Raw genomic sequence first — 20,268 nt, forward strand, 5'->3', positions numbered from 1 at the left:
TTGAGTCTTCCAATTTAGGCGGCCTAGCGCAGGGGTCCCACCTCTTCCCATCCCGAACAGAGAAGTTAAGCCCTGCAGCGCCGATGGTACTGGGGTTACTCCCGGGAGAGTAGGTCGCCGCCACATTCTAACCAAAAGCCTTCAGTTCATACCTGAAGGCTTTTTTCGTTTTTATTAAACCTTTTTTCATTTTATTCTATTCCTTGGCGTTGGGCCTTCATTTTGACGCAAATTTTAAAGTGTGTATTGGTTTTCCATTCTTCATTTCATTTTAAGGAATATTATTGCAGTTTTGCACCAAAGTAAAATCTAATGGCTATTCTTCTTCAGAACCTTCAATTGATCCATGATGGCAAAATTCAACCATTGGCTAATTATTTTTTTGACGGGTCTTCCTTACGTGCAATAGATCTTACCCAAAAGGAGCCTTCATTTGAAGAGATCATCGATTGTACGGGTCTTATAGGTTCTCCTGGTTGGATTGATTTGCGGACTGGTTTTGGAGAGCCTGGCCAAGAATATCGGGAAACCATAGCTTCTTTATGTGAATCTCTTTTGGTTAGTGGTTTTTCAACTGCGGTTGTCATGCCAAATACCGATCCTGTCATTCAGTCTAAAAATGAAGCTGAATTTATTTTAAATAGGTCAAGGAAATTTCTACCCAATCTCATTGTAATGGGTGCGGTTACAAAAAAAACTGAAGGAGAAGATCTTACCGAAATGCTTGATATGCATTTTCAGGCTGGATTGACAGTCTTCGGTGACGGGGCAAAGCCTCTTTCAAACTCCGATAGGTACATGAAAATCCTTCAATACCTTCAGAAATTTAATGGTGTCCTCTTTGATCATGCTTATGATCCTTTGCTTAGCATTTTTGGCCAAATGCATGAAGGATTGGTTTCTACTAAACTAGGGATGAAAGGAATTCCCAACCTTGCTGAAGATGTAGCTATTCAAAGAAATTTGGAGATTATCAGATATACTGGTGGGAAAGTCCATTTTCAAACACTAAGTACTGCCAAAGGTGTTGATTTAATCAGGCAAGCAAAAAAAGAAGGGCTTCAGGTAACTTCAGATGTCTCTATTTATCAATTGATCTTTAATGATGAAGATCTTATAACTTTTGATACAAATCTCAAGGTTAAGCCTCCCTTTAGAAGCGAGTATGATCGAGTAGCCTTAATTGAAGGACTGAAGGACGGCACAATTGATGCTTTGGTATCAAATCATCAACCTCAAGACTTTGATTCTAAATTTGCTGAGTTCGACCTAGCTTCTTTTGGAATGGCTGGTCTGCAATCGTTTTTGCCTGCTATGGTTAAATTATCAGAAGAGCTTGGTTGGGAATTGTTGATAGAAAAAGTTACTTCTGGTCCCCGAAAGATTATAGGTTCTATTTCTGATTCTTGGACAATATTTAACCCAAATGAAGAATGGGAGTACAATGAGATAACTAATAAATCGCTTTCAGCTAATCATCCATGGTTTGGAAATAGACTAAAAGGAAAGGTGAAGTATGTTATTCAAAAGGGCCAATTCCAAAAAATAGATGTATAAATACCTCAAGACAGCCTATCAATTCGGCACTCTGGGAGGAGTCCTTAGCATTCTTTCATTCTTTATTCTTTCTTTGATTTATCCTGATCCGACTAATCTGAATTTGGTTTTCGGTTACTTGGTAACTCCAGTTGCTCTTTTTTTAGGCATCAAATTTTTTAAAGATTATACCAATCATGGATTTTTATCCTTTGCCGAAGGAATGACCATTGGCTTTGTGACCTATATTTTGATTGGATTGCTTTCCGCTTTTGGTATTTGGAGTATTCTTTTAGGTGTTCCTGATTTATTTGCCAGTATTCAAGAGACAAAATGGGCGGTTTTAGATCAAAATAAAGATGTGATTGTCTCTCAAGTGGGTTTGCCATCTTTTGAAGCTACAAAACTCAGCCTTCAGGAAATGTCTGCTTGGGATGTCGCACTTAACGATGGGATTTGGAAAATTATTCCTGGAATGTTTTTCAGTATCATTATTTCAATAATTTTAAGAAGAAACCCTAATTAATCTTTTATGGAAAAGACAAACTTGTTTTCAGAAGTATTTAAAAAGTGGGGATTGATTTATGGCCTCATAGGTGTGATTTATGTTTTTCTTACTTCTATGCTTGGCATTCAGGGAGGAGGTAATTTAGTTGTTGGTATATTGAGTTGGTTATTTACAGCTGGTTTGGCTTTTGGAATTTATTCCTTTGCTATTAAGGAATATAAAGAGAATAACGAAGATCAAATCACTCTTGGAAAAGGCTTTGGTTTGAATATGATGATAGGACTTATTGGTGGTTTAATTAGAGCAGTTGGGTTTTATGTATATATAAAATTTATTGATCTTAACTATGTCCAAAGAATAATTGAAGCGCAAATGGAAGCGCAAGAGCGTTTGGGAGGGCCAACAACTTCCCCAGACCAACTTCCAGAATTCATGAAATTCTTTCAAACACCTGAGTTTTTTGCAGGATCTGTATTCTTTAGTGTAATTTTAGGGGCATTAATCATAGGATTGATTGTAGCGGCAATTAATCAAAAGAAAGAAGAATTTAACTACTAATGTCAACTCAAATTTCCGTTGTTGTCCCTGTTTTCAACGAGGAAGAATCCTTACCTGAATTAACTCATTGGATTAGCCGTGTGATGAATGCACACGGCTTTTCTTATGAGGTAATTCTTATTAATGACGGAAGTACGGATAAATCATGGGAAATTATCCAAAATCTTTCCGAATCGAATTCCCATCTTAAAGGGCTGAACTTCACCCGTAATTATGGTAAATCCGCAGCTTTGGACGCTGGTTTTAAGAAGGCTGTGGGAGAGGTAGTCATTACCATGGACGCTGATTTACAAGATAGTCCTGATGAAATTCCCGGATTGTATGCGATGATTACTGGTGGACTCGACGTAGTCTCAGGATGGAAAAAGGAACGACATGATCCTATTTCTAAGACAATACCTTCCAAATTTTTTAATGGGGTTACACGTTGGATCTCTGGAATACAACTTCACGATTTCAACTGTGGTCTAAAGGCGTATCGAAATAAAGTAGTCAAAAACATTCATGTCTATGGTGAAATGCATCGATACATTCCTCTATTAGCCAAATGGAATGGATTTCCAAAAATTGGAGAGAAAGTGGTGCTGCATCAAGCCAGAAAGTATGGATATTCCAAATTTGGTCTGGAGCGATTCCTTAATGGATTTCTAGATCTTATTTCCGTTTCTTTTGTACATCGATATAAAAAGAAACCCATGCACTTTTTTGGGCTATTGGGTACCCTTTCGTTTTTGACTGGCTTTATCATTACATTCTGGTTGATTTTGGAAAAAATTTATGGTTTAAGTCAAGGTTTTAAAGTTCGTGAAGTAGTAGACCAACCCTTGTTTTTCCTAGCCCTGGTTGCGATTATTATTGGGGTTCAACTTTTTGTAACAGGTTTCATTGCGGAGCTGATGACCTCCAATCAAGCCAAAGAAGCTGAATATAAAATTGATGAAGAGATCAATTTTGATTTCTGATGTTTTTTTCTGTTATCATTCCAGTTTTCAATAGGCCTAGTGAGCTTTTTGAATTACTTCAAAGTTTAACTCAACAGACATTCTGCGGCTTTGAAGTTGTGGTCATAGAGGACGGATCGGATATTAAATCCGATCAGGTTGTAGATTCTTTTAGAGATCGATTAAATCTTCAATATTTAGTACAGGAAAATACAGGTCAGGGTTTTGCTAGAAATAATGGCATGAAACTCGCCAAAGGGCATTTTTTTATTATTCTTGACTCAGATGTTATTTTGCCATCATGTTACCTGGAGGTACTTCAAAAAGCCATAGTTTCCAGAAATTTGGATGCTTTTGGAGGACCTGATGCAGCGGCTTCTGATTTTTCAATTCTCCAAAAAGCAATGGACTTTGCCATGACTTCCTTTTGGACTACAGGAGGGATTCGAGGCAAACTTAAAGATCCCTCCAAATATCAGGCTAGGGGATTTAATATGGGGGTTTCCAGGAGAGTCTTTGAGAAGATTGGAGGTTTTGTGGATCCCAATAGAGGTGAGGATATCGAGTGGAGTATTCGAATCAAAAAGTCGGGATTTAAGCTGGAATTGGTAGAAGAAGCGTTTGTCTACCATAAAAGAAAAAACACACTTTGGTCATTTGCCAAGCAGGCATTTTCCTTTGGAAGGAATCGGGTAAATGTTTCGCGGTTTCATCCGGAAGCCATCAAGCTAGTACACCTACTTCCCACTTTCTTTCTCATTTTTCTGATTTCGATTGTGGTCAATGCTGCGTTTTTCAAGTTTCTTCTGATTCCCCATTTGCTTATTCTTTTTGTTTGGGCTGCTCTTATTGTGGTTTCAGCAAGTTTAAAGAATCAGTCAATTTTAGTCGGCGAATTAGCTTTACTTACCTCATTAATCCAATTGTGTGGATATGGGGCTGGTCTGGTAGTGGAGCTTGTAAGGAAGGGATTTGAAAATTAAGCGCCTTTTCTACAAACAAAGATTATTTCATCTTTTGGCAGGGCATATTTTGTAATCAGATCAGAGTTAATCTGCTTCACAAATTGATTTTCTTCTATTTTCAAACCTGATTTCCGCAATCTTTCAGCATAGTCTTTACCAAACTTGCGCACATGATCTCTTTGGCCAAATAATCGCTCTCTTTCTGCAGGATCAGTGATGGATTTGTCTTCCAAGGTTTTTTCCAAAGGGTACACAGGAGATTGTAAAATACCCCATCCGCTTGGTTTCAAAACCCGGTTGAATTCAGAGCCAGCAAGTAAATCATCCTCTACATGCTCAAGTACATGATTGCAAAAAATTACATCAAAGCTATTGTCAGGAAAAGGGATAGAGTGAACATCCATTTTTACTTTGGCCAATGGAGATTCGATATCTGCTGTGATGTATTCAAGATTGGACAAACCTTCAAATCTATCGATAAAGCAATGTTCAGGTGCTATATGGAGGACTTTAAGAGGGGCTGAGAAAAAATCGGTTTGCTTTTTCAAATAAAGCCACATCAGTCGATGTCTTTCCAAAGCCAAGCAATTAGGACAAAGGGCGTTTTCCCGTGCAATTCTTCCATAAGGCAAGAATTTCTTGTATTGACTGGCGCATACCGGACATTCTACCTCATTTCCTTTGTTCAACTGGGAAAGGACCTTCATCACAAGTGGGCTCACAGTTTGGAGAATAGGCCTGGGGATATATCGGATGACAAAGCTGATAATCGGTTTCATGCAGAAGAAATTGACTTGCAATTTACCAAATAGAGCTGGGAAGGAAGGGATTTTTATTGAGGACGTGTGAGGATTTTATTCGGGCTCGCCTTCATTTGATTTTGGGAGCCTGCCTGCCTTTTTCAAAGCTTCTCGGATGATCCATTCCAGTTGCCCATTGGTACTTCGGAACTCGTCTTCTGCCCATTTTTCAACAGCTTTCATCATTTTCTCATCCAGCCGTAATGCAAAGGGTTTTTTAGCTGCCATGAGATTGAAGTTTAAATTCATTGAATTGAGCAACTGCGGCTTTAGCTTCCTGGGGTTTTTGAGTGCCCAATAAAAATTTTTTATTGGGTGTTTTTACCAGTATTCCATATTTACCACCGGTCGTATAGGACCATGAGTTTCCATTCCACTTGATCCCCCAGCCCCCATATTCCAAAAGTCCATTGTATTCTATCAATTCCATCGAGGCAATCTCTTTAATGCGATATTTTCTTTCTTTGATAAAAGGAAAATAACTAAAGCACAAACTATCCTGATCTATCCGAGTCTTGAGTTCTAACTTAAAAAGAAGAACAGATATTAGGCCTATGATCCCCAATGGTATAGCAAGCTCCCAATCTAATTTTTCTGCAGAGGAAAGTATAGCACTTCCAACTACAATCCCGCTGGCCAATATCAAAATTGTCCAAATCCAAAATTGCCGAAAGCGCTGAGTTTCTTGAAATATGAAATTTGCCATTGGATTAATTTTTTGTGGAATTCCAAGTCTCAATCATTTCTTCAAATTCCTTAGGTTTTGTTGTGCTGAAGACTAATGTCTTGTCCTTAGTTTCTATTTCAATGACATGGTCAGCTAAGAAAATGTAAGCTTTTGTTTTTCCGGAAATTCTCATTCCAACACCCCCATAATCGAAGAATCCATCCTTTTTATTGACTGAAATGGTGTTGATGTCTTCTTTGTTTAGGGTTCTCCAAGAACGATGAAAAGGGCCGCTTTTGTACTTGAAGCAAGCATCATCCATTCGGGTTTGAAGGGTGATATTCATCAGCAGGAAAAAAGTAAAAGGAATGAGTGTACCCACAGTAAGCAGGGCGATCCATCCATCGTCGCCCAGCTTTCCTGTGAAATAAAGGGTGCTGATCAATACAAGCGTCGGGAGTTCCAGTAGAATGATACTATACATTAGGATCGTTCCCCGGAAACTTTGCGTTTCATTGACCACCATTTTCTTATTGGTTTAGGGTACCTACATTTAGTACTGGACTTGCACTTCTGTCTGAACAAAGTACCACCATTAAATTTGAAACCATTGCAGCCTTCTTTTCCTCGTCAAACTCGATGATGTCTTTCATTTTTAAGTCTGCAAGTGCCATTTCAACCATGCCTACCGCTCCTTCTACTATTTTTTGCCTTGCAGCTACGATTGCGGTAGCCTGCTGACGCTGGAGCATTGCCGAGGCAATTTCAGAAGCATAGGCTAAATTGGATATTCTTGCTTCAATCACTTTGATTCCTGCTTGTAGCAATCTTTCTGCGATTTCTTTTTCAAGGGAATGATTGACCTCTTCCACGCCTGACCTTAAGGTTACTTCAGTATGATCATCGTCAAAATTGTCATAGCAATAGAGGCCGGCCATTTTTCTCACGGCAGCATCTGTCTGAAGATGTACGAAGTTCTCATAGTCTTCTACATCAAAGGTAGTTTTGAAAGTGTCCTCGACTTGCCAGACCACAATGGTTCCGATCATGACAGGATTACCGATCTTGTCATTGACTTTGAGGGGCTTGTTCTCAAAGTTTCGGACACGCAGGGAAATCTTCTTTTTGGTCATAAAAGGATTGACCCAAAAGAAACCATTTGCCTTTACAGTGCCTTTATATTCCCCAAATAACAAGAGAACCATTGCTTTATTGGGATCAACGATGAAGAATCCTGCTAAGCAAATCAATGCAATCAGAAATACTATACCTCCTATGATACCATAGGGGAGCCCCAGAGTAAAACTGTAAACAGAACCAGCTATCGCGGCCAAGGCCATGAAAAGCATAAAATAACCAGATGAAGGTTTGATGACTTTTTCCATAATTAAAATGATGTTAAAATGATATCATTGTGAATTACGTGAATATAAATTCAAGGTTCAAATTTTGGCAAAAAAAAATCCTCCGATTTTGCGGAGGATAAGTAGGTGGCGGGTTGGATTTACTTCTTTTTGAAAAGGGAATCCACAAATTCTTTACGGTTGAAGATCTGCAAGTCAGTCATTTTTTCCCCTACCCCAATGTATTTGACAGGGATTTTAAATTGATCAGATATTCCGATCACTACTCCTCCTTTAGCAGTTCCGTCTAGTTTGGTGATAGCGAGAGAGGTGACTTCTGTGGCTTTGGTAAATTCCTGAGCTTGAATAAATGCGTTTTGGCCAGTAGAACCATCCAGGACAAGCATAATTTCGTGGGGAGCATCAGGTATGAATTTTTGCATTACCCGTTTGATTTTACTCAGCTCATTCATCAGGTTGACTTTGGTATGTAGTCGCCCTGCTGTATCGACAATGACCACATCGGCCCCGGTATCCACGCCTTGCTTGACGGCATCAAATGCGACAGAAGCTGGGTCGGTATTCATGCCATGGGAGACAACAGGTACGCCTACTCGGTTGCCCCAAAGAATCAACTGATCTACTGCCGCCGCGCGAAAGGTATCAGCTGCACCCAAAATGACATTTTTACCAGCACTTTTAAAAAGGTTAGCCAGCTTGCCGATGGTGGTGGTTTTGCCTACACCATTTACGCCTACGACCATGATGACATAGGGTTTTTTCTCGGCGGGAATATCAAAATCCAGAAGATCCTGTGAATTATTTTCTTCTAAAAGGGATGCGATTTCCTCTCGAAGAATCGTGTCCAATTCAGCTGCATTTAGATACTTATCCTTTGCTACTCGCTCTTCAATTCTCCTGATGACTTTAATGGTGGTATCTACTCCTACATCTGAGGTGATGAGGATTTCTTCCAGTTCGTCCAGTACATCCTCGTCAACTTTTGATTTGCCTACTACAGCTTTGCTCAGTTTGGAGAAAATTGACTCATTGGTCTTTTGCAGGCCTTGATCAAGACTTTCTTTTTTCTCTTTTGAAAAGAAACCAAAGATTCCCATTGGATTAAATTGAATTAAAAGTGGAATATAATGAAAAAGTCCCTGCTGATTTGATTCAGAGGGACCTTATATGCATTACGATGCACGAGGCAAATTATTTTTTCAATGCGTCCTGTACTGAGGTAGAAGGAACCATTTCTTCTTTGAAGGTATATGCACCTGTCTTATCAGACTTTACGGCACGAATTACTTTGGCGTAAGACACGCCACCTTCTTTTTTTAGGGTTGCTACAACTTTCTTAGCCATTGCTTTTTAAGTTTAAGGGATAAATTCCCGAGCTAAAATTATTTAATTTCTTTATGAACAGTTACTCTCTTAAGAATCGGATTGAATTTCTTCAATTCCAATCTTTCAGTAGTATTTTTTCTGTTTTTGGTGGTGATGTATCTTGAAGTACCTGGCATGCCGGAGTTTTTATGCTCGGTGCATTCCATAATCACTTGTACTCTGTTTCCTTTCTTAGCCATCTCTGTGTTGATTTAGGGACTGTGACTTTGATTATCTGATTACAATCATGCCTTTATCCTGCGCTTCTTTCAAAACGGCAGAGATACCTTTCTTATTGATTGTCTTCAATGCCTTAGAGCACACTTTCAAAGTGATCCATGCGTCTTCCTCAGGAACGTAGAAATTCTTCTTGTGAAGATTTGGGTAAAATCTACGCTTAGTCTTGTTGTTTGCATGGGACACGTTGTTACCTACTCGAGGTCTTTTTCCGGTAATGTCACAAACTTTTGCCATGATTATGTATCGTAATTGGTATGCGTTTCTGTAATGAGTCTGCAAATATCGGAACTTTTTGGGAATTAACAACAAAGCATTTTAAAAATATTCCCATGTGATTTACGTCTTTGGATAAGGACAATGCTTGCATCCGCTTCCACAACAATACCCACGTTTAAGATGATATTTTGCCGTGAACACCATTAGCCCCTGCTCATTGATGTAGTAGTCTTCTGGAGTCAGTGTTGGCAGAGTCTTCTTTTCTTGTTTCATGGCTTGGCCAAGAGGCATTTCCTATATTTGGGCTTGATTCGACTTTGAATCATCCCACAAAAGTAATCAAATCATGGAACGAATTACCTCAAGCCAACAGGCCATCGCGCTGGAAGATCACTATGGAGCACACAACTACCATCCGCTGCCTGTAGTGCTTTCCCGAGGGGAAGGTGTTTTTCTTTGGGATGTAGAGGGAAAAAGATACTTTGATTTCCTGTCTGCTTATTCGGCAGTCAATCAAGGTCATTGCCATCCTCGAATCAAAGAGGCAATGATTGAGCAGGTAGGAACACTTACCCTGACTTCGCGGGCTTTTTATAATGACAAGCTTGGGCCATTTGAAAAGTATATTACCGAGTACTTCGGGTTCGATATGGTGCTGCCTATGAATACAGGTGCGGAAGGAGTGGAGACTGCGTTGAAACTGGCTCGAAAGTGGGGTTATGAGAAAAAGGGAGTTGCTGAAAACTCAGCCAAGATTATAGTAGCCGAAAATAATTTTCACGGTCGCACCACTACTATTATATCCTTCTCCAATGATGCCAATGCAAGAAAAAGCTTTGGGCCATTTACAGAGGGGTTTATTCGAATTCCTTATAATGACATTCCTGCCTTAGAAAAAGCTCTGGAAATCGAAGGCGTTGTAGGATTCTTAGTTGAGCCAATTCAGGGTGAAGCTGGAGTTTATACTCCTTCTGAAGATTATATTCAGAGAGCAAAAGAAGCTTGTTCCACTAAAAGTGTTCTATTCATTGCTGACGAAATTCAAACAGGCATTGCGCGGACAGGATCCCTTCTTGCAGTCTGTGGTAACTGCTCCTGCGAAGGTCACTGCGAAAAACAGGAAACTTACACCAAGCCTGATATTTTGATTCTGGGAAAAGCCTTATCTGGAGGCTTTTATCCGGTATCAGCTGTTTTGGCTGACAGATCGGTCATGGAAGTTATCAAGCCTGGTCAGCATGGGTCTACTTTTGGAGGTAATCCACTAGGCGCAGCAGTTGCCATGACGGCTTTGGAGGTAGTCCGGGATGAGAAATTGGCTCAAAATGCCCGTCGATTGGGAGAGATTTTTAGAGATCGGATGCAAAAAGTAGTTGATACCTATCCTATTGCCAAATTGGTGCGAGGAAAGGGCTTACTCAATGCCGTGGTCATTAACGATACCCCAGAAAGTTCTACGGCTTGGGATATTTGTGTCAAACTTGCTGAAAATGGACTTTTGGCAAAACCGACTCATGGAAATATCATTCGATTTGCGCCACCATTAGTAATGACTGAAGAGCAGCTTCACGAATGCTGTGACATTATAGAAAAGGTCATATCCTCTTTCAACAAGTAATCAGATTGCCACAAGTTGAATTTTCTTTGAAGTTTTCCTTCCAGTGAATAATTCATTATTCCCACTTTAAACTATGTCCAAAGCGGTCATTTTCGATATGGATGGAGTGATCTGTCACACCAATCCATTTCACTCTCAAGCATTCAAGATTTTCTTCGAAAAAAGGGGCGTATTTCCCACGGAAGAGCAATTTCAACTTCATATGTATGGGAAAAACAATGGGTATATTCTCAGCCATTTTCTTGGAAGAAAGATAATGGGGCAAGAATTACTTGATCTCGAGTTTGAGAAGGAAAGTCTGTTTAGGGAAATCTATCAACCATACGTAGATCCAATTCCTGGTTTTTTGGATTTTTTTCATTGCCTTAGAAAAGAAGGTTTTAAAACCGGAGTCGCCACTTCTGCCCCTTTTGCCAATTTAGAATTGATTGGAGGTAAATTAGATTTATTTCCACACCTGGAATCTGCCTTAGCAAGTGAGCATGTGACCAAACACAAGCCTGATCCTGAGGTCTATCTTAAAACTGCTGCAAATCTTTCCCTTTCTCCAGCCCAATGCCTCGTATTTGAGGACTCATTTTCAGGTGTTTCTGCCGCCAAAAATGCAGGCATGAAAGTCGTAGGAGTGCTATCCTCTCATTCAGTTGATCAATTGCCTGAATGTGACTTGTATATAAAGGACTATTTAGGTCTTGATGTTAACAAAATTGACTCTTTGTTTGAATAGGCGGGGAGCTTAACATTAGGTTCAAGATTTTTTAACATGAGTTAGATCAATTAACATTGGCTTAATATCAGAAAGTATTCAAAAACATTCTTTGGGCATTATTTCAATTGATCGAATATAGAAATCAATCTAATGATTTCGTTTTTGTAACAAATTCATAACGCTGGATTCATTTTCTAGCAACTTGGCGGATTCAACTTTGCACCGCTGTACAATTACTAATTAAAATTCTTCTCGTATGCGAATCCGTTTCGCGGCGGCCTTGGTGACTTTCGCCTTGGTTATTTTGAGCTCTTTTGCAAGGGGGGCTCAAAATGACTCGCTGCTCCATGAAAAACCTGAGCCTAAGGTTCAGAATGCCTGGTATGAAAAAATCCAGTTGAGGGGTTATGCCCAATTGCGGTACAATGGACTGATTGAAACCAATCCCGACCTAAAGTGCGATCAATGCGACCGCAGCTGGGGAGGAGATGGGGGAGGATTCTTTTTCCGTCGGATTCGGATGATATTCTCTGGTCAGATCCATCCTAGAGTATTCATGTATATCCAGCCCGATTTTGCATCAGGAGGTTCCAATTTGGTTCAGATCAGGGATGCATATTTTGATTTGGGATTGGATGCTGACAATGAATTTAGGGTAAGGATAGGTCAGTCCAAAGTGCCTTTTGGCTTTGAGAATATGCAATCCAGTCAAAACAGATTACCGCTAGATCGCCATGATGGGATGAATTCCGCGCTGCCAAATGAGCGTGAGACGGGAGTCTTTTTCTATTATGCCCCCAAGGAGATCAGAAAGCGCTTTAGTTACTTAGTGTCCTCTGGGCTTAAAGGATCTGGAGATTATGGGGTTTTTGGATTAGGAGTTTATAATGGACAGGGGCCGAATGCACTGGACAGAAACAAAAACGTAAATGTGGTGGCGAGGCTTACTTATCCCTTTGAGTTACCCTCTGGTCAGATTATTGAAGGATCGTTTCAGGGATACACAGGGAAATACATGGTGAATAAAAGTTCCAAATTGAGTCCAAGCCAAAGTGAATTTCAAGAGTTACGCTATGGGCCTACGTTTGTCATTTATCCACAGCCTTTTGGGATACAGGCAGAATACAATTGGGGAAGAGGGCCGGAGTATGATCCCCAAACCAATACCATCTTAGACGCACCGCTTGACGGAGGTTATGTCTTGGCAAACTATATGGTAAAAACCAATTCCAAAGTGTTCATTCCTTTTGTCAGGTATCATTATTATAAAGGAGGAAAGAAATTTGAAATCGATGCAACCCGTCACAGAGTGAAAGAATTTGAATTAGGTGTAGAGTGGCAATTCAACAGAAATTTCGAATTGGTGACCATGTACACCATTTCCGATAGAACCTTTGAAAATTCAGCTGATCCAACAAACAGGCAAAAAGGTAGCCTCCTCAGACTTCAGGCTCAGGTGAATTTCTAATTCTTATTGGCGTGTAATTCCATCAAGGCGTTCCCAAATCGGAACGCCTTTTTTTATGAGACTCTTTTCAAGCTATGTAAAAGTGATAAGTTACCTTTGTGCACATTTATTCAAGTTATGCAAAGGAGACCTAGAAGAAATCGTAAATCTGAAGCAGTCCGCAATCTGGTCGAAGAGACCCAAGTCACTGTCAAAGACTTGATTTTTCCATTGTTTCTCGTGGATGGGCAAAAAAAACAAATTGAGGTAGCATCCATGCCGGGTATTTACCGATTTTCGATTGATTTGATGCTTAAAGAAATTGAGGAATGCTTAAAACTTGGAATTTATTCCTTTGATGTATTTCCGGCATATCCTGAGTCTTTAAAAAATGCAATAGCAACGGAAAGCTATAATCCTGAAACTTTTTACCTGAGAGCACTCAGAGAGATCAAAAAAAACTTCCCGGAGATATGTCTCATGTCTGATGTGGCGATGGATCCTTACAGCAGTGATGGGCATGATGGATTGGTGAAAGATGGAAAAATCCTCAACGATGAGACGCTGCAGATTCTTGGAAGAATGTCGCTGGCGCAAGCGGATGCGGGAGTAGATATCTTGGGGCCGTCTGATATGATGGACGGTCGTGTGGGCTACATCCGAAATCTGTTGGATGATAATGGATTTACGGATACTTCCATTATGTCTTACACTGCCAAATATGCCAGTGCTTTTTATGGTCCATTCCGAGATGCGTTGGATTCTGCTCCAAAATTTGGAGATAAGAAGACTTACCAAATGAATCCAGCTAATTCCAAAGAAGCCTTGATCGAAGCGGATTTGGATATGGAAGAAGGTGCAGATTTTTTAATGGTGAAGCCGGCCTTGAGTTATTTGGATATAATTAAGCAACTGAGTGACAATTATCCACTTCCTATTGCAGCATATAATGTATCAGGAGAGTATAGTATGATTAAAGCAGCAGCCGAAAAAGGTTGGTTGGATTATGATCGGTCCATGAATGAGGTTTTGCTTTCTATTAAAAGGGCAGGAGCAAAGATAATGCTTACCTACTTTGCCAAGGATTTTGCAAGAAAACAAGTCTAAGTGGTTTTTATTCATTAAAAAGCCCTGAGAAATCAGGGCTTTTTGATTTTTAGGGCTTTTTTCAGTCCCTGTTTTCTAAAAAATCCGTGTAATCTTTTTGATTCGGTTTAAAAAATAATTGAAAGCTCGAAAAATTATTGTTTTTGTAATTGGGTAAATAATTAATAAAATTTTGTTTTCGAGTAAAAAGGGAAATAAAAATTTTTGTAATTATAAAATTCTTATTGAATTTATGGAAAAGGCCTTTTCGTAATCGATTTCAAAGAATTTTCTGAATAGTTCCATTTTTGATTATTTGATTCATCACGGTTTAAAAAAACACTTATTAATGATGAAAAATTGAAAAAAATGAAAAAAATGGTTTAAAAAATATATTTAAAATCAATAAAGTTTGAAATATTTTTAAAAGTAGGTTTGTTTTTTAATCAATTATCTAATTACATTCGATTAATTCTTCTTATGAATTTTATAAGAAGCGTTAAAAGAAAGAAACCATCAATTTTCAAACCTATGAACTATTTCACAACCCTGTTAGCCAATGATCTGGCTGTGCCTGTGGAGGTCTCGACCGCCTTGGCAGAAAATCTGTTCACGACCAACAACGTCTGGATGATGCTTTGTACGGCGCTCGTGTTCATTATGCACCTTGGATTTGCCACCGTAGAGACTGGTTTTGGTCAGGCAAAAAACACCGTCAACATCCTGTTTAAAAACACGATTACGCCGGTTATCGGAATTCTAACCTATGCAATGGTTGGTTTTTACTTGATGTATCCCGGATTTGAATCTCCGGGATGGTTTAGCTTTAATGTGGAAGGTTGGAATTTATTCTGGTTCTCCCCTGCTAGCGCTGACGTTTCAGCTGGCTATGCAGCAGGTGGTTATACTTACTGGACTGACTTTCTTTTCCAAGCGATGTTTGCCGCCACAGCCGCTACAATTGTGTCCGGGGCTATTGCAGAAAGAGTTAAGCTTTGGGCTTACTTAATCTTTACTTTGATTTTTGTGGGTATTGTATATCCTCTGATTGGAAGTTGGCAGTGGGGTGGAGGTGCATTAAAAGCCATGGGCTTCTATGATTTTGCCGGAAGTACACTTGTGCATTCGGTAGGAGGTTGGGGGGCTCTCGCAGGAGTAATTTTGGTTGGTCCTCGAATCGGAAAGTATGTAAATGGTCAGACCGTCAACAAGCCAGCGGTAAGTGTACCATTGGCTGTTATTGGAGCATTTTTACTTTGGTTAGGTTGGTTTGGATTTAATGGCGGATCAGTTTTGTCTGCTAATCCAGCATTGGTTTCTCTTGTTCTAGTAACCACTTCTTTGGGAGCGTGCGCAGGTGCAATAGGTGCTTTGTTTACCTCCTATGTAGCTTTCAAGCGGCTTGATTTAGGAATGGTGCTTAATGGAATCCTGGCAGGATTGGTTGGTATAACTGCAGGTGCGGATGTGATTACACCTGGGGCAGCCATTCTGATTGGATTTATTGCGGGCTTTCTGGTGGTTGTGTCCTCTATACTTCTTGATAAGTTGAAGCTTGATGATGTAGTGGGTGCAGTTTCTGTTCACTTGACCTGTGGAGTCTGGGGTACGCTTGCGGTAGGTATATTTTCCACTAATCCTGATCATTCATTCCTTACGCAATTAATTGGTGTGGCTATCTGCGGAGCGACAGCATTCACATCTGCTTTCGTAATCTTCTATATTCTTAAAAAGACCATCGGAATCCGAGTTTCCGAAGATCATGAGCGAGACGGACTGGACTCCCATGAGCATGGTATCCGAGGATATACCATTGTATTCGACGAATAAATAAATAAACCTTACAAGAAATAAAAGAACCCCGTCCGGAGAAAAAAACGCGACTCTCTTTCGACCGGTTCGGGGTTCTTATTGGTCAACTCTATCATTCACCAACACTCAAAATTAAAATGAAAAATATATTCCTACTAATACTATGCTTTATTGTCATTAGTTCAACTGAAGTTTTTGCTCAAGAAGAAGCTGAAAAAGAAGAGGGAACTCTCACTCTATCAGGGTCAGTTGACGCCTATTTCAGATCCAACTTGAATGCTCCCAATAAGGGGGATGGTTTTCAGGCCCCTGCATCTTCCTTTGCAAATCTGCCTGGGTTTTCATTGGGCATGGCCAATATCATTGCCACTTACGAAGGGAAGAAAGTCGGTGCTGTTGTGGATTTGGTATTTGGACCCAGAGGTGAAGATGCTGTATTCGGATCGCCACTCTATAGCGGGGGTATGGCTGGCAGCTCACAAATGGTTAATCAGCTTTTTGTTTATTGGAATGTATCTGATAAGGTAACCTTGACTCTTGGTAATTTTAATACCTTTTTAGGATACGAGGTTATCTCTCCCACAGCCAATTTCAATTATTCTACTTCCTACATGTTCTCGTATGGACCCTTTTCACATACCGGTCTAAAGGCAAATGTCCAGTTATCTGACAAGTGGTCACTTCTCGCTGCTGTAATGAACCCTACCGATATGACGGAATTCAACTTGAATGGCACCTATACTTTAGGAGGTCAATTGGGTTATTCCACCGAAGCGGGCAATACCTATCTTAATGTGGTCTATGGAGATCAAGATGGTAGACTAAATAATAATGGGTCTTTGATTCCTGATCAAACGTCTTTGGGAAAAACGTTTCAGATTGATTTAACTACCGGGTTTTCCTTGACTGATGTGATTTATGCTGGAGTAAATACTACCTATAATGCATCTTCTTCAGGTGAGGTCTTCACTGGTACTGATATACAGGATTTGGATGGTGAGAGTTCAGGTTTTTATGGATTTGCTGGTTACCTACAGGCTAAGCCTACTGAGAAATTTGGAATAGGATTTAGAGGGGAATATTTCTCTGTCTACAATTCCGGCTTAGAAGGCGTTGTTGGATTAAACGATGCAGGTAAAGGAAGTGTATTTGCAGGAACACTTTCTGGAAATATCAAAGTGGGAGGAAACTTGACTTTAATCCCTGAGCTTAGAATAGATAGTATGAAAGAGGAGTTTTTTGTGAATAAAGATCTTAATGGAAGTAAAGGTTTGGCTTCATTTCTATTCGCCGCGGTCTTTGCTTTCTAAAAATTAAACAGGGTCTATTGTTAATTAAGCCGGGGTGATTTTCACCTCGGTTTTTTCATTTTTTATATAAATGCTCGAGTTTGAGCTTTAAAATTGAGAGATTTCCATTAAATAGTATTGCTACTCAGTAAGTATTGGTTTATTTATAAACCCACTTTTTATTTTGTTTTATTTTTATGATACAAATAAAATTTTTTTAAAAGTCGAAAAAAATAAAAAAACATCTGATTTCTGAAACAAAGACGTTTTCGTTTCTGTATATATTTGCACAACCCAAATGTAAGGAAATGAAAAAGTTAGCGTTTCTACTCGCCGCCTTAATGGTTGCGACGGTCTCTTATTCGCAGCAACTCATCACCGGTCCCAAAGCAAAAAATGCTCAAATCGGAAAAGTGAGAACCCCGAAAATTACCATACTTCATGATTCTAATCCTGCTACTCTCCAAGGACCGGTAGCCAAGAATTCAGAAGTTTGGATGGAGGAGCCCGTTAGAAAATTTAAAGTAGGATTCAGAGAAGAAATAGATAACCCTCAAGGGCTAAAGGCTAAAAATTCCAATCCTTGGGATAAGACTCAGCCAAAAGTAGATTCAAAGGCTGTATATCAAGAACCAAAGTCTATGACTTCCAAAAAAACTTGGATTCATTAATATCGATTTAAAACTCAAAAGCCCGATCAGTCTGACATTTGATCGGGCTTTTTGTTTTATTATAAATCTTGTTCTCGCTCCAGCATCAGAATGGCCGCTTGTGAGACAATGTAGTATTTTTCCCCCTCATACATCACTTCATGGGCTCCGGAAAGCAGGAAAATTGCCAAGTCACCTTCCTTTGCCTGAAGGGGGACATACTTCACTTTTTCATCTGAGTCCATCCAAGGTTCATGATCCTCTACGGGCATGGGTATGGGGTAGCCCGGTCCGGCTTTGATGATATATCCTTGCTGTACCTTTTCTTTTTCTTGTACCCCAGGAGGCAAATAAAGTCCGGAATCCGTTTTTTCATGTGGTTTTTTCAATCGGATCAATACTCTGTCACCTACCACGATGAGCTTTTTCAATTTGTTATCAGCAGTTAGTTGCATATTACTTTTTTGAAGTTTATCGATTTCAGCAATTCATCCTAATTGCCGTAGCTAAAAACATAAACAGCATCTGTCTTTCAACAGATGCTGTCCTAGTTGGTTTAGCTTAAGATTATTTTTTATCCTCGCTTACTTCTTCGTAGTCTACATCCGAAACACCATCCCCAGCACTTGAGCTAGCACCGGCATCTGGTCCTGGCTGTGCTCCTGCACCTTGAGACGCGTTATACATTTCAGTGGAGGCAGCTTCCCAAGCCTTGTTTAGATTTGCCATAGCAGCATCAATACCCTCAATGTTTTTAGATCCGTGGGCGGATTTCAAAGCTTCAAGAGCAGAGTTAATAGTGGCCTTATTGCCGTCTGAAAGCTTGTCGCCATATTCTTTAAGCTGCTTATCGGTCTGGAAAATCAAGCTATCAGCTTGGTTTAGCTTTTCGATTTTTTCCTTTTCAGCCTTATCGCTAGCGGCATTTGCTTCCGCTTCGCGCTTCATTCTTTCGATGTCATCTTGAGAAAGTCCTGAAGAAGCTTCGATTTTGATTTTTTGCTCTTTACCAGTTCCCTTGTCTTTTGCAGACACATTCAGGATACCGTTGGCATCGATATCAAAAGTCACTTCGATCTGAGGCACGCCTCTTGGAGCTGGTGGAATGTCAGAAAGCTGGAATCTACCAATGGATCTGTTGTCCTTTGCCAATGGTCTTTCTCCCTGCAGAATGTGCAAGTCAACAGCAGGCTGATTGTCAGATGCTGTAGAGAAAATCTCAGACTTTTTGGTTGGGATAGTTGTGTTGGCTTCGATCAACTTGGTGAATACGCCACCCATAGTTTCGATACCCAAGGAAAGCGGAGTCACGTCCAACAGCAATACGTCTTTCACCTCACCTGTTAATACACCACCTTGGATGGCAGCGCCTATGGCTACTACTTCGTCGGGGTTAACGCCTTTGGAAGGTTTCTTTCCGAAGAACTTTTCTACTTCTTCCTGAATTTTTGGAATTCGGGTAGAACCACCTACCAAGATCACTTCATCGATATCTGCCGCTGTCATGCCTGCATCTTTCAATGCCTTAATGCATGGATCCATAGATCTTCTTACCAAGGTCTCAGAAAGCTGCTCAAACTTGGCACGGCTCAGATTTCTGACCAAGTGCTTTGGTCCGGTCTGAGTTGCCGTGATATAGGGAAGGTTGATCTCTGTGGATGCGGAGCTGGAAAGTTCGATTTTTGCCTTTTCAGCAGCTTCTTTCAATCGCTGAAGGGCCATTGGGTCTTTTCTCAAGTCGATCTGCTCTTCTGCCTGGAACTCGGAAGCCAGCCAGTCGATGATTACTTGGTCAAAGTCATCACCACCCAAGTGTACGTCACCGTTGGTGGATTTTACTTCAAATACTCCGTCGCCAAGCTCAAGGATAGAGATATCGAATGTACCACCACCAAGGTCGTACACAGCGATCTTCATGTCCTGATTTTTCTTGTCCATCCCGTAGGCCAAAGCTGCTGCTGTTGGCTCGTTGATGATACGCTTCACTTCGAGACCTGCGATTTGTCCGGCTTCTTTCGTAGCCTGACGCTCTGCATCATTGAAGTATGCCGGTACGGTAATCACCGCTTCAGTCACTGTTTGTCCCAAGAAATCCTCAGCAGTGCTCTTCATTTTTTGAAGAATCATCGCAGAAAGTTCTTGAGGTGTGTAGGATCTGTCCCCGATTTTTACAGCTACTGTATCGTTTGGACCTTGTTCTACTTTGTAAGAAGCATGTTTTTTCTCTTCAGAGACCTCTGAAAATTTCTTACCCATGAATCTCTTTACTGAGGAAATGGTATTAGCTGGGTTGGTGATAGCCTGACGTTTAGCAGGATCGCCTACCTTGCGCTCTCCGTTTCCATTGTCCAGAAAAGCCACGATTGATGGAGTGGTTCTTCTTCCTTCGCTGTTTTGGATGACTACAGGCTCGTTACCCTCCATTACGGCTACGCAGGAGTTGGTGGTACCCAAGTCAATGCCTATAATTTTTCCCATGATTATATAAGTTTTATGT

At 40.3% G+C, this 20,268-nt stretch carries 24 protein-coding genes and 1 rRNA gene; 13 read left to right on the plus strand and 12 right to left on the minus strand.

From position 1 onward, the window contains the following. Window positions 1-14 precede the first annotated feature (14 nt). The 6 genes from rrf to ACFPIK_RS15205 all read left to right on the plus strand — a co-directional run bounded on the left by rrf (window position 15) and on the right by ACFPIK_RS15205 (window position 4,526). Window positions 15-126 (plus strand): 5S ribosomal RNA (gene rrf / locus ACFPIK_RS15180). A 186-nt stretch (window positions 127-312) separates the two neighbouring features. After that, entirely contained in the window at window positions 313-1,557 is a 1,245-nt protein-coding gene (locus tag ACFPIK_RS15185; protein WP_377916765.1) for a dihydroorotase, read from the plus strand. Continuing rightward, window positions 1,550-2,062: a DUF4199 domain-containing protein gene (locus tag ACFPIK_RS15190; RefSeq protein ID WP_377916767.1), complete on the plus strand. Its 513-nt coding sequence runs from the start codon at window positions 1,550-1,552 to the stop codon at window positions 2,060-2,062. Before ACFPIK_RS15185 ends, ACFPIK_RS15190 begins: the two co-directional genes overlap by 8 nt. A gap of 6 nt (window positions 2,063-2,068) precedes the next feature. Further along, entirely contained in the window at window positions 2,069-2,602 is a 534-nt protein-coding gene (locus ACFPIK_RS15195) for a DUF4199 domain-containing protein (RefSeq protein WP_377916769.1), read from the plus strand. Further along, entirely contained in the window at window positions 2,602-3,564 is a 963-nt protein-coding gene (locus ACFPIK_RS15200) for a glycosyltransferase family 2 protein (protein WP_377916771.1), read from the plus strand. Before ACFPIK_RS15195 ends, ACFPIK_RS15200 begins: the two co-directional genes overlap by 1 nt. Continuing rightward, entirely contained in the window at window positions 3,564-4,526 is a 963-nt protein-coding gene (locus tag ACFPIK_RS15205; RefSeq protein WP_377916773.1) for a glycosyltransferase family 2 protein, read from the plus strand. The genes ACFPIK_RS15200 and ACFPIK_RS15205 overlap by 1 nt, the downstream gene beginning before the upstream one ends. On the opposite strand, the gene ACFPIK_RS15210 is transcribed toward ACFPIK_RS15205, so the two are convergent. The 10 genes from ACFPIK_RS15210 to ACFPIK_RS15255 form a co-directional block, all read right to left on the minus strand. Continuing rightward, window positions 4,523-5,287, minus strand: coding sequence for a class I SAM-dependent methyltransferase (locus tag ACFPIK_RS15210; protein ID WP_377916775.1), 765 nt, complete (start codon window positions 5,285-5,287; stop codon window positions 4,523-4,525). The two genes, ACFPIK_RS15205 and ACFPIK_RS15210, sit on opposite strands and share 4 nt — an antisense overlap. Before the next feature lie 75 nt (window positions 5,288-5,362). Continuing rightward, window positions 5,363-5,536 (minus strand): type II toxin-antitoxin system antitoxin, encoded by a 174-nt coding sequence (locus ACFPIK_RS15215; RefSeq protein WP_377916777.1) that lies wholly within the window; start codon window positions 5,534-5,536, stop codon window positions 5,363-5,365. Then, window positions 5,526-6,014 (minus strand): hypothetical protein, encoded by a 489-nt coding sequence (locus ACFPIK_RS15220; protein WP_377916779.1) that lies wholly within the window; start codon window positions 6,012-6,014, stop codon window positions 5,526-5,528. The genes ACFPIK_RS15215 and ACFPIK_RS15220 overlap by 11 nt, the downstream gene beginning before the upstream one ends. 4 nt (window positions 6,015-6,018) lie before the next feature. Next, window positions 6,019-6,459 (minus strand): hypothetical protein, encoded by a 441-nt coding sequence (locus ACFPIK_RS15225; RefSeq protein ID WP_377916781.1) that lies wholly within the window; start codon window positions 6,457-6,459, stop codon window positions 6,019-6,021. Between the two features lie 46 nt (window positions 6,460-6,505). Continuing rightward, entirely contained in the window at window positions 6,506-7,360 is an 855-nt protein-coding gene (locus tag ACFPIK_RS15230; RefSeq protein WP_377916783.1) for an SPFH domain-containing protein, read from the minus strand. Window positions 7,361-7,479: 119 nt separating this feature from the next. Next, complete coding sequence (ftsY, locus tag ACFPIK_RS15235; protein ID WP_377916785.1) at window positions 7,480-8,436, minus strand: signal recognition particle-docking protein FtsY; 957 nt, start codon at window positions 8,434-8,436, stop codon at window positions 7,480-7,482. 94 nt (window positions 8,437-8,530) lie between these two features. Beyond that, window positions 8,531-8,683: a DUF4295 domain-containing protein gene (locus ACFPIK_RS15240; protein ID WP_377916787.1), complete on the minus strand. Its 153-nt coding sequence runs from the start codon at window positions 8,681-8,683 to the stop codon at window positions 8,531-8,533. A gap of 38 nt (window positions 8,684-8,721) precedes the next feature. Continuing rightward, window positions 8,722-8,904: a 50S ribosomal protein L33 gene (rpmG, locus tag ACFPIK_RS15245; RefSeq protein WP_187177300.1), complete on the minus strand. Its 183-nt coding sequence runs from the start codon at window positions 8,902-8,904 to the stop codon at window positions 8,722-8,724. 31 nt (window positions 8,905-8,935) lie between these two features. Next, entirely contained in the window at window positions 8,936-9,178 is a 243-nt protein-coding gene (gene rpmB / locus ACFPIK_RS15250) for a 50S ribosomal protein L28 (RefSeq protein ID WP_111392356.1), read from the minus strand. 102 nt (window positions 9,179-9,280) lie between these two features. Next, entirely contained in the window at window positions 9,281-9,433 is a 153-nt protein-coding gene (locus tag ACFPIK_RS15255) for a DUF5522 domain-containing protein (RefSeq protein WP_377916790.1), read from the minus strand. A gap of 73 nt (window positions 9,434-9,506) precedes the next feature. Between ACFPIK_RS15255 and rocD the strand changes: the two genes are divergently transcribed. From rocD to ACFPIK_RS15290, 7 genes are all read left to right on the plus strand, one after another. Then, on the plus strand, window positions 9,507-10,778 hold the full coding sequence (gene rocD, locus ACFPIK_RS15260) for an ornithine--oxo-acid transaminase (RefSeq protein ID WP_377916792.1): 1,272 nt from the start codon (window positions 9,507-9,509) through the stop codon (window positions 10,776-10,778). Between the two features lie 73 nt (window positions 10,779-10,851). Further along, window positions 10,852-11,505, plus strand: a complete 654-nt coding sequence (locus ACFPIK_RS15265) for an HAD family hydrolase (RefSeq protein WP_377916794.1) — start codon at window positions 10,852-10,854, stop codon at window positions 11,503-11,505. A gap of 238 nt (window positions 11,506-11,743) precedes the next feature. After that, complete coding sequence (locus tag ACFPIK_RS15270; RefSeq protein WP_377916796.1) at window positions 11,744-12,955, plus strand: porin; 1,212 nt, start codon at window positions 11,744-11,746, stop codon at window positions 12,953-12,955. A 117-nt stretch (window positions 12,956-13,072) separates the two neighbouring features. Then, entirely contained in the window at window positions 13,073-14,041 is a 969-nt protein-coding gene (gene hemB / locus ACFPIK_RS15275) for a porphobilinogen synthase (RefSeq protein ID WP_377916798.1), read from the plus strand. 510 nt (window positions 14,042-14,551) lie between these two features. Then, on the plus strand, window positions 14,552-15,850 hold the full coding sequence (locus ACFPIK_RS15280; RefSeq protein ID WP_377916800.1) for an ammonium transporter: 1,299 nt from the start codon (window positions 14,552-14,554) through the stop codon (window positions 15,848-15,850). A gap of 119 nt (window positions 15,851-15,969) precedes the next feature. After that, on the plus strand, window positions 15,970-17,142 hold the full coding sequence (locus ACFPIK_RS15285) for a porin (protein WP_377916802.1): 1,173 nt from the start codon (window positions 15,970-15,972) through the stop codon (window positions 17,140-17,142). A gap of 287 nt (window positions 17,143-17,429) precedes the next feature. Beyond that, complete coding sequence (locus tag ACFPIK_RS15290) at window positions 17,430-17,792, plus strand: hypothetical protein (RefSeq protein WP_377916804.1); 363 nt, start codon at window positions 17,430-17,432, stop codon at window positions 17,790-17,792. Window positions 17,793-17,851: 59 nt separating this feature from the next. On the opposite strand, the gene ACFPIK_RS15295 is transcribed toward ACFPIK_RS15290, so the two are convergent. Further along, entirely contained in the window at window positions 17,852-18,226 is a 375-nt protein-coding gene (locus ACFPIK_RS15295) for a co-chaperone GroES (protein ID WP_377916806.1), read from the minus strand. A 112-nt stretch (window positions 18,227-18,338) separates the two neighbouring features. Next, the gene (gene dnaK, locus ACFPIK_RS15300) at window positions 18,339-20,249 is read right to left on the minus strand and encodes a molecular chaperone DnaK (protein WP_377916808.1); all 1,911 of its coding nucleotides are present in this window, start codon (window positions 20,247-20,249) and stop codon (window positions 18,339-18,341) included. Between the last annotated feature and the right edge of the window lie 19 nt (window positions 20,250-20,268).

This window comes from Algoriphagus aquatilis (assembly GCF_042657405.1).
GTDB classification, from domain to species: Bacteria; Bacteroidota; Bacteroidia; order Cytophagales; family Cyclobacteriaceae; genus Algoriphagus; species Algoriphagus aquatilis.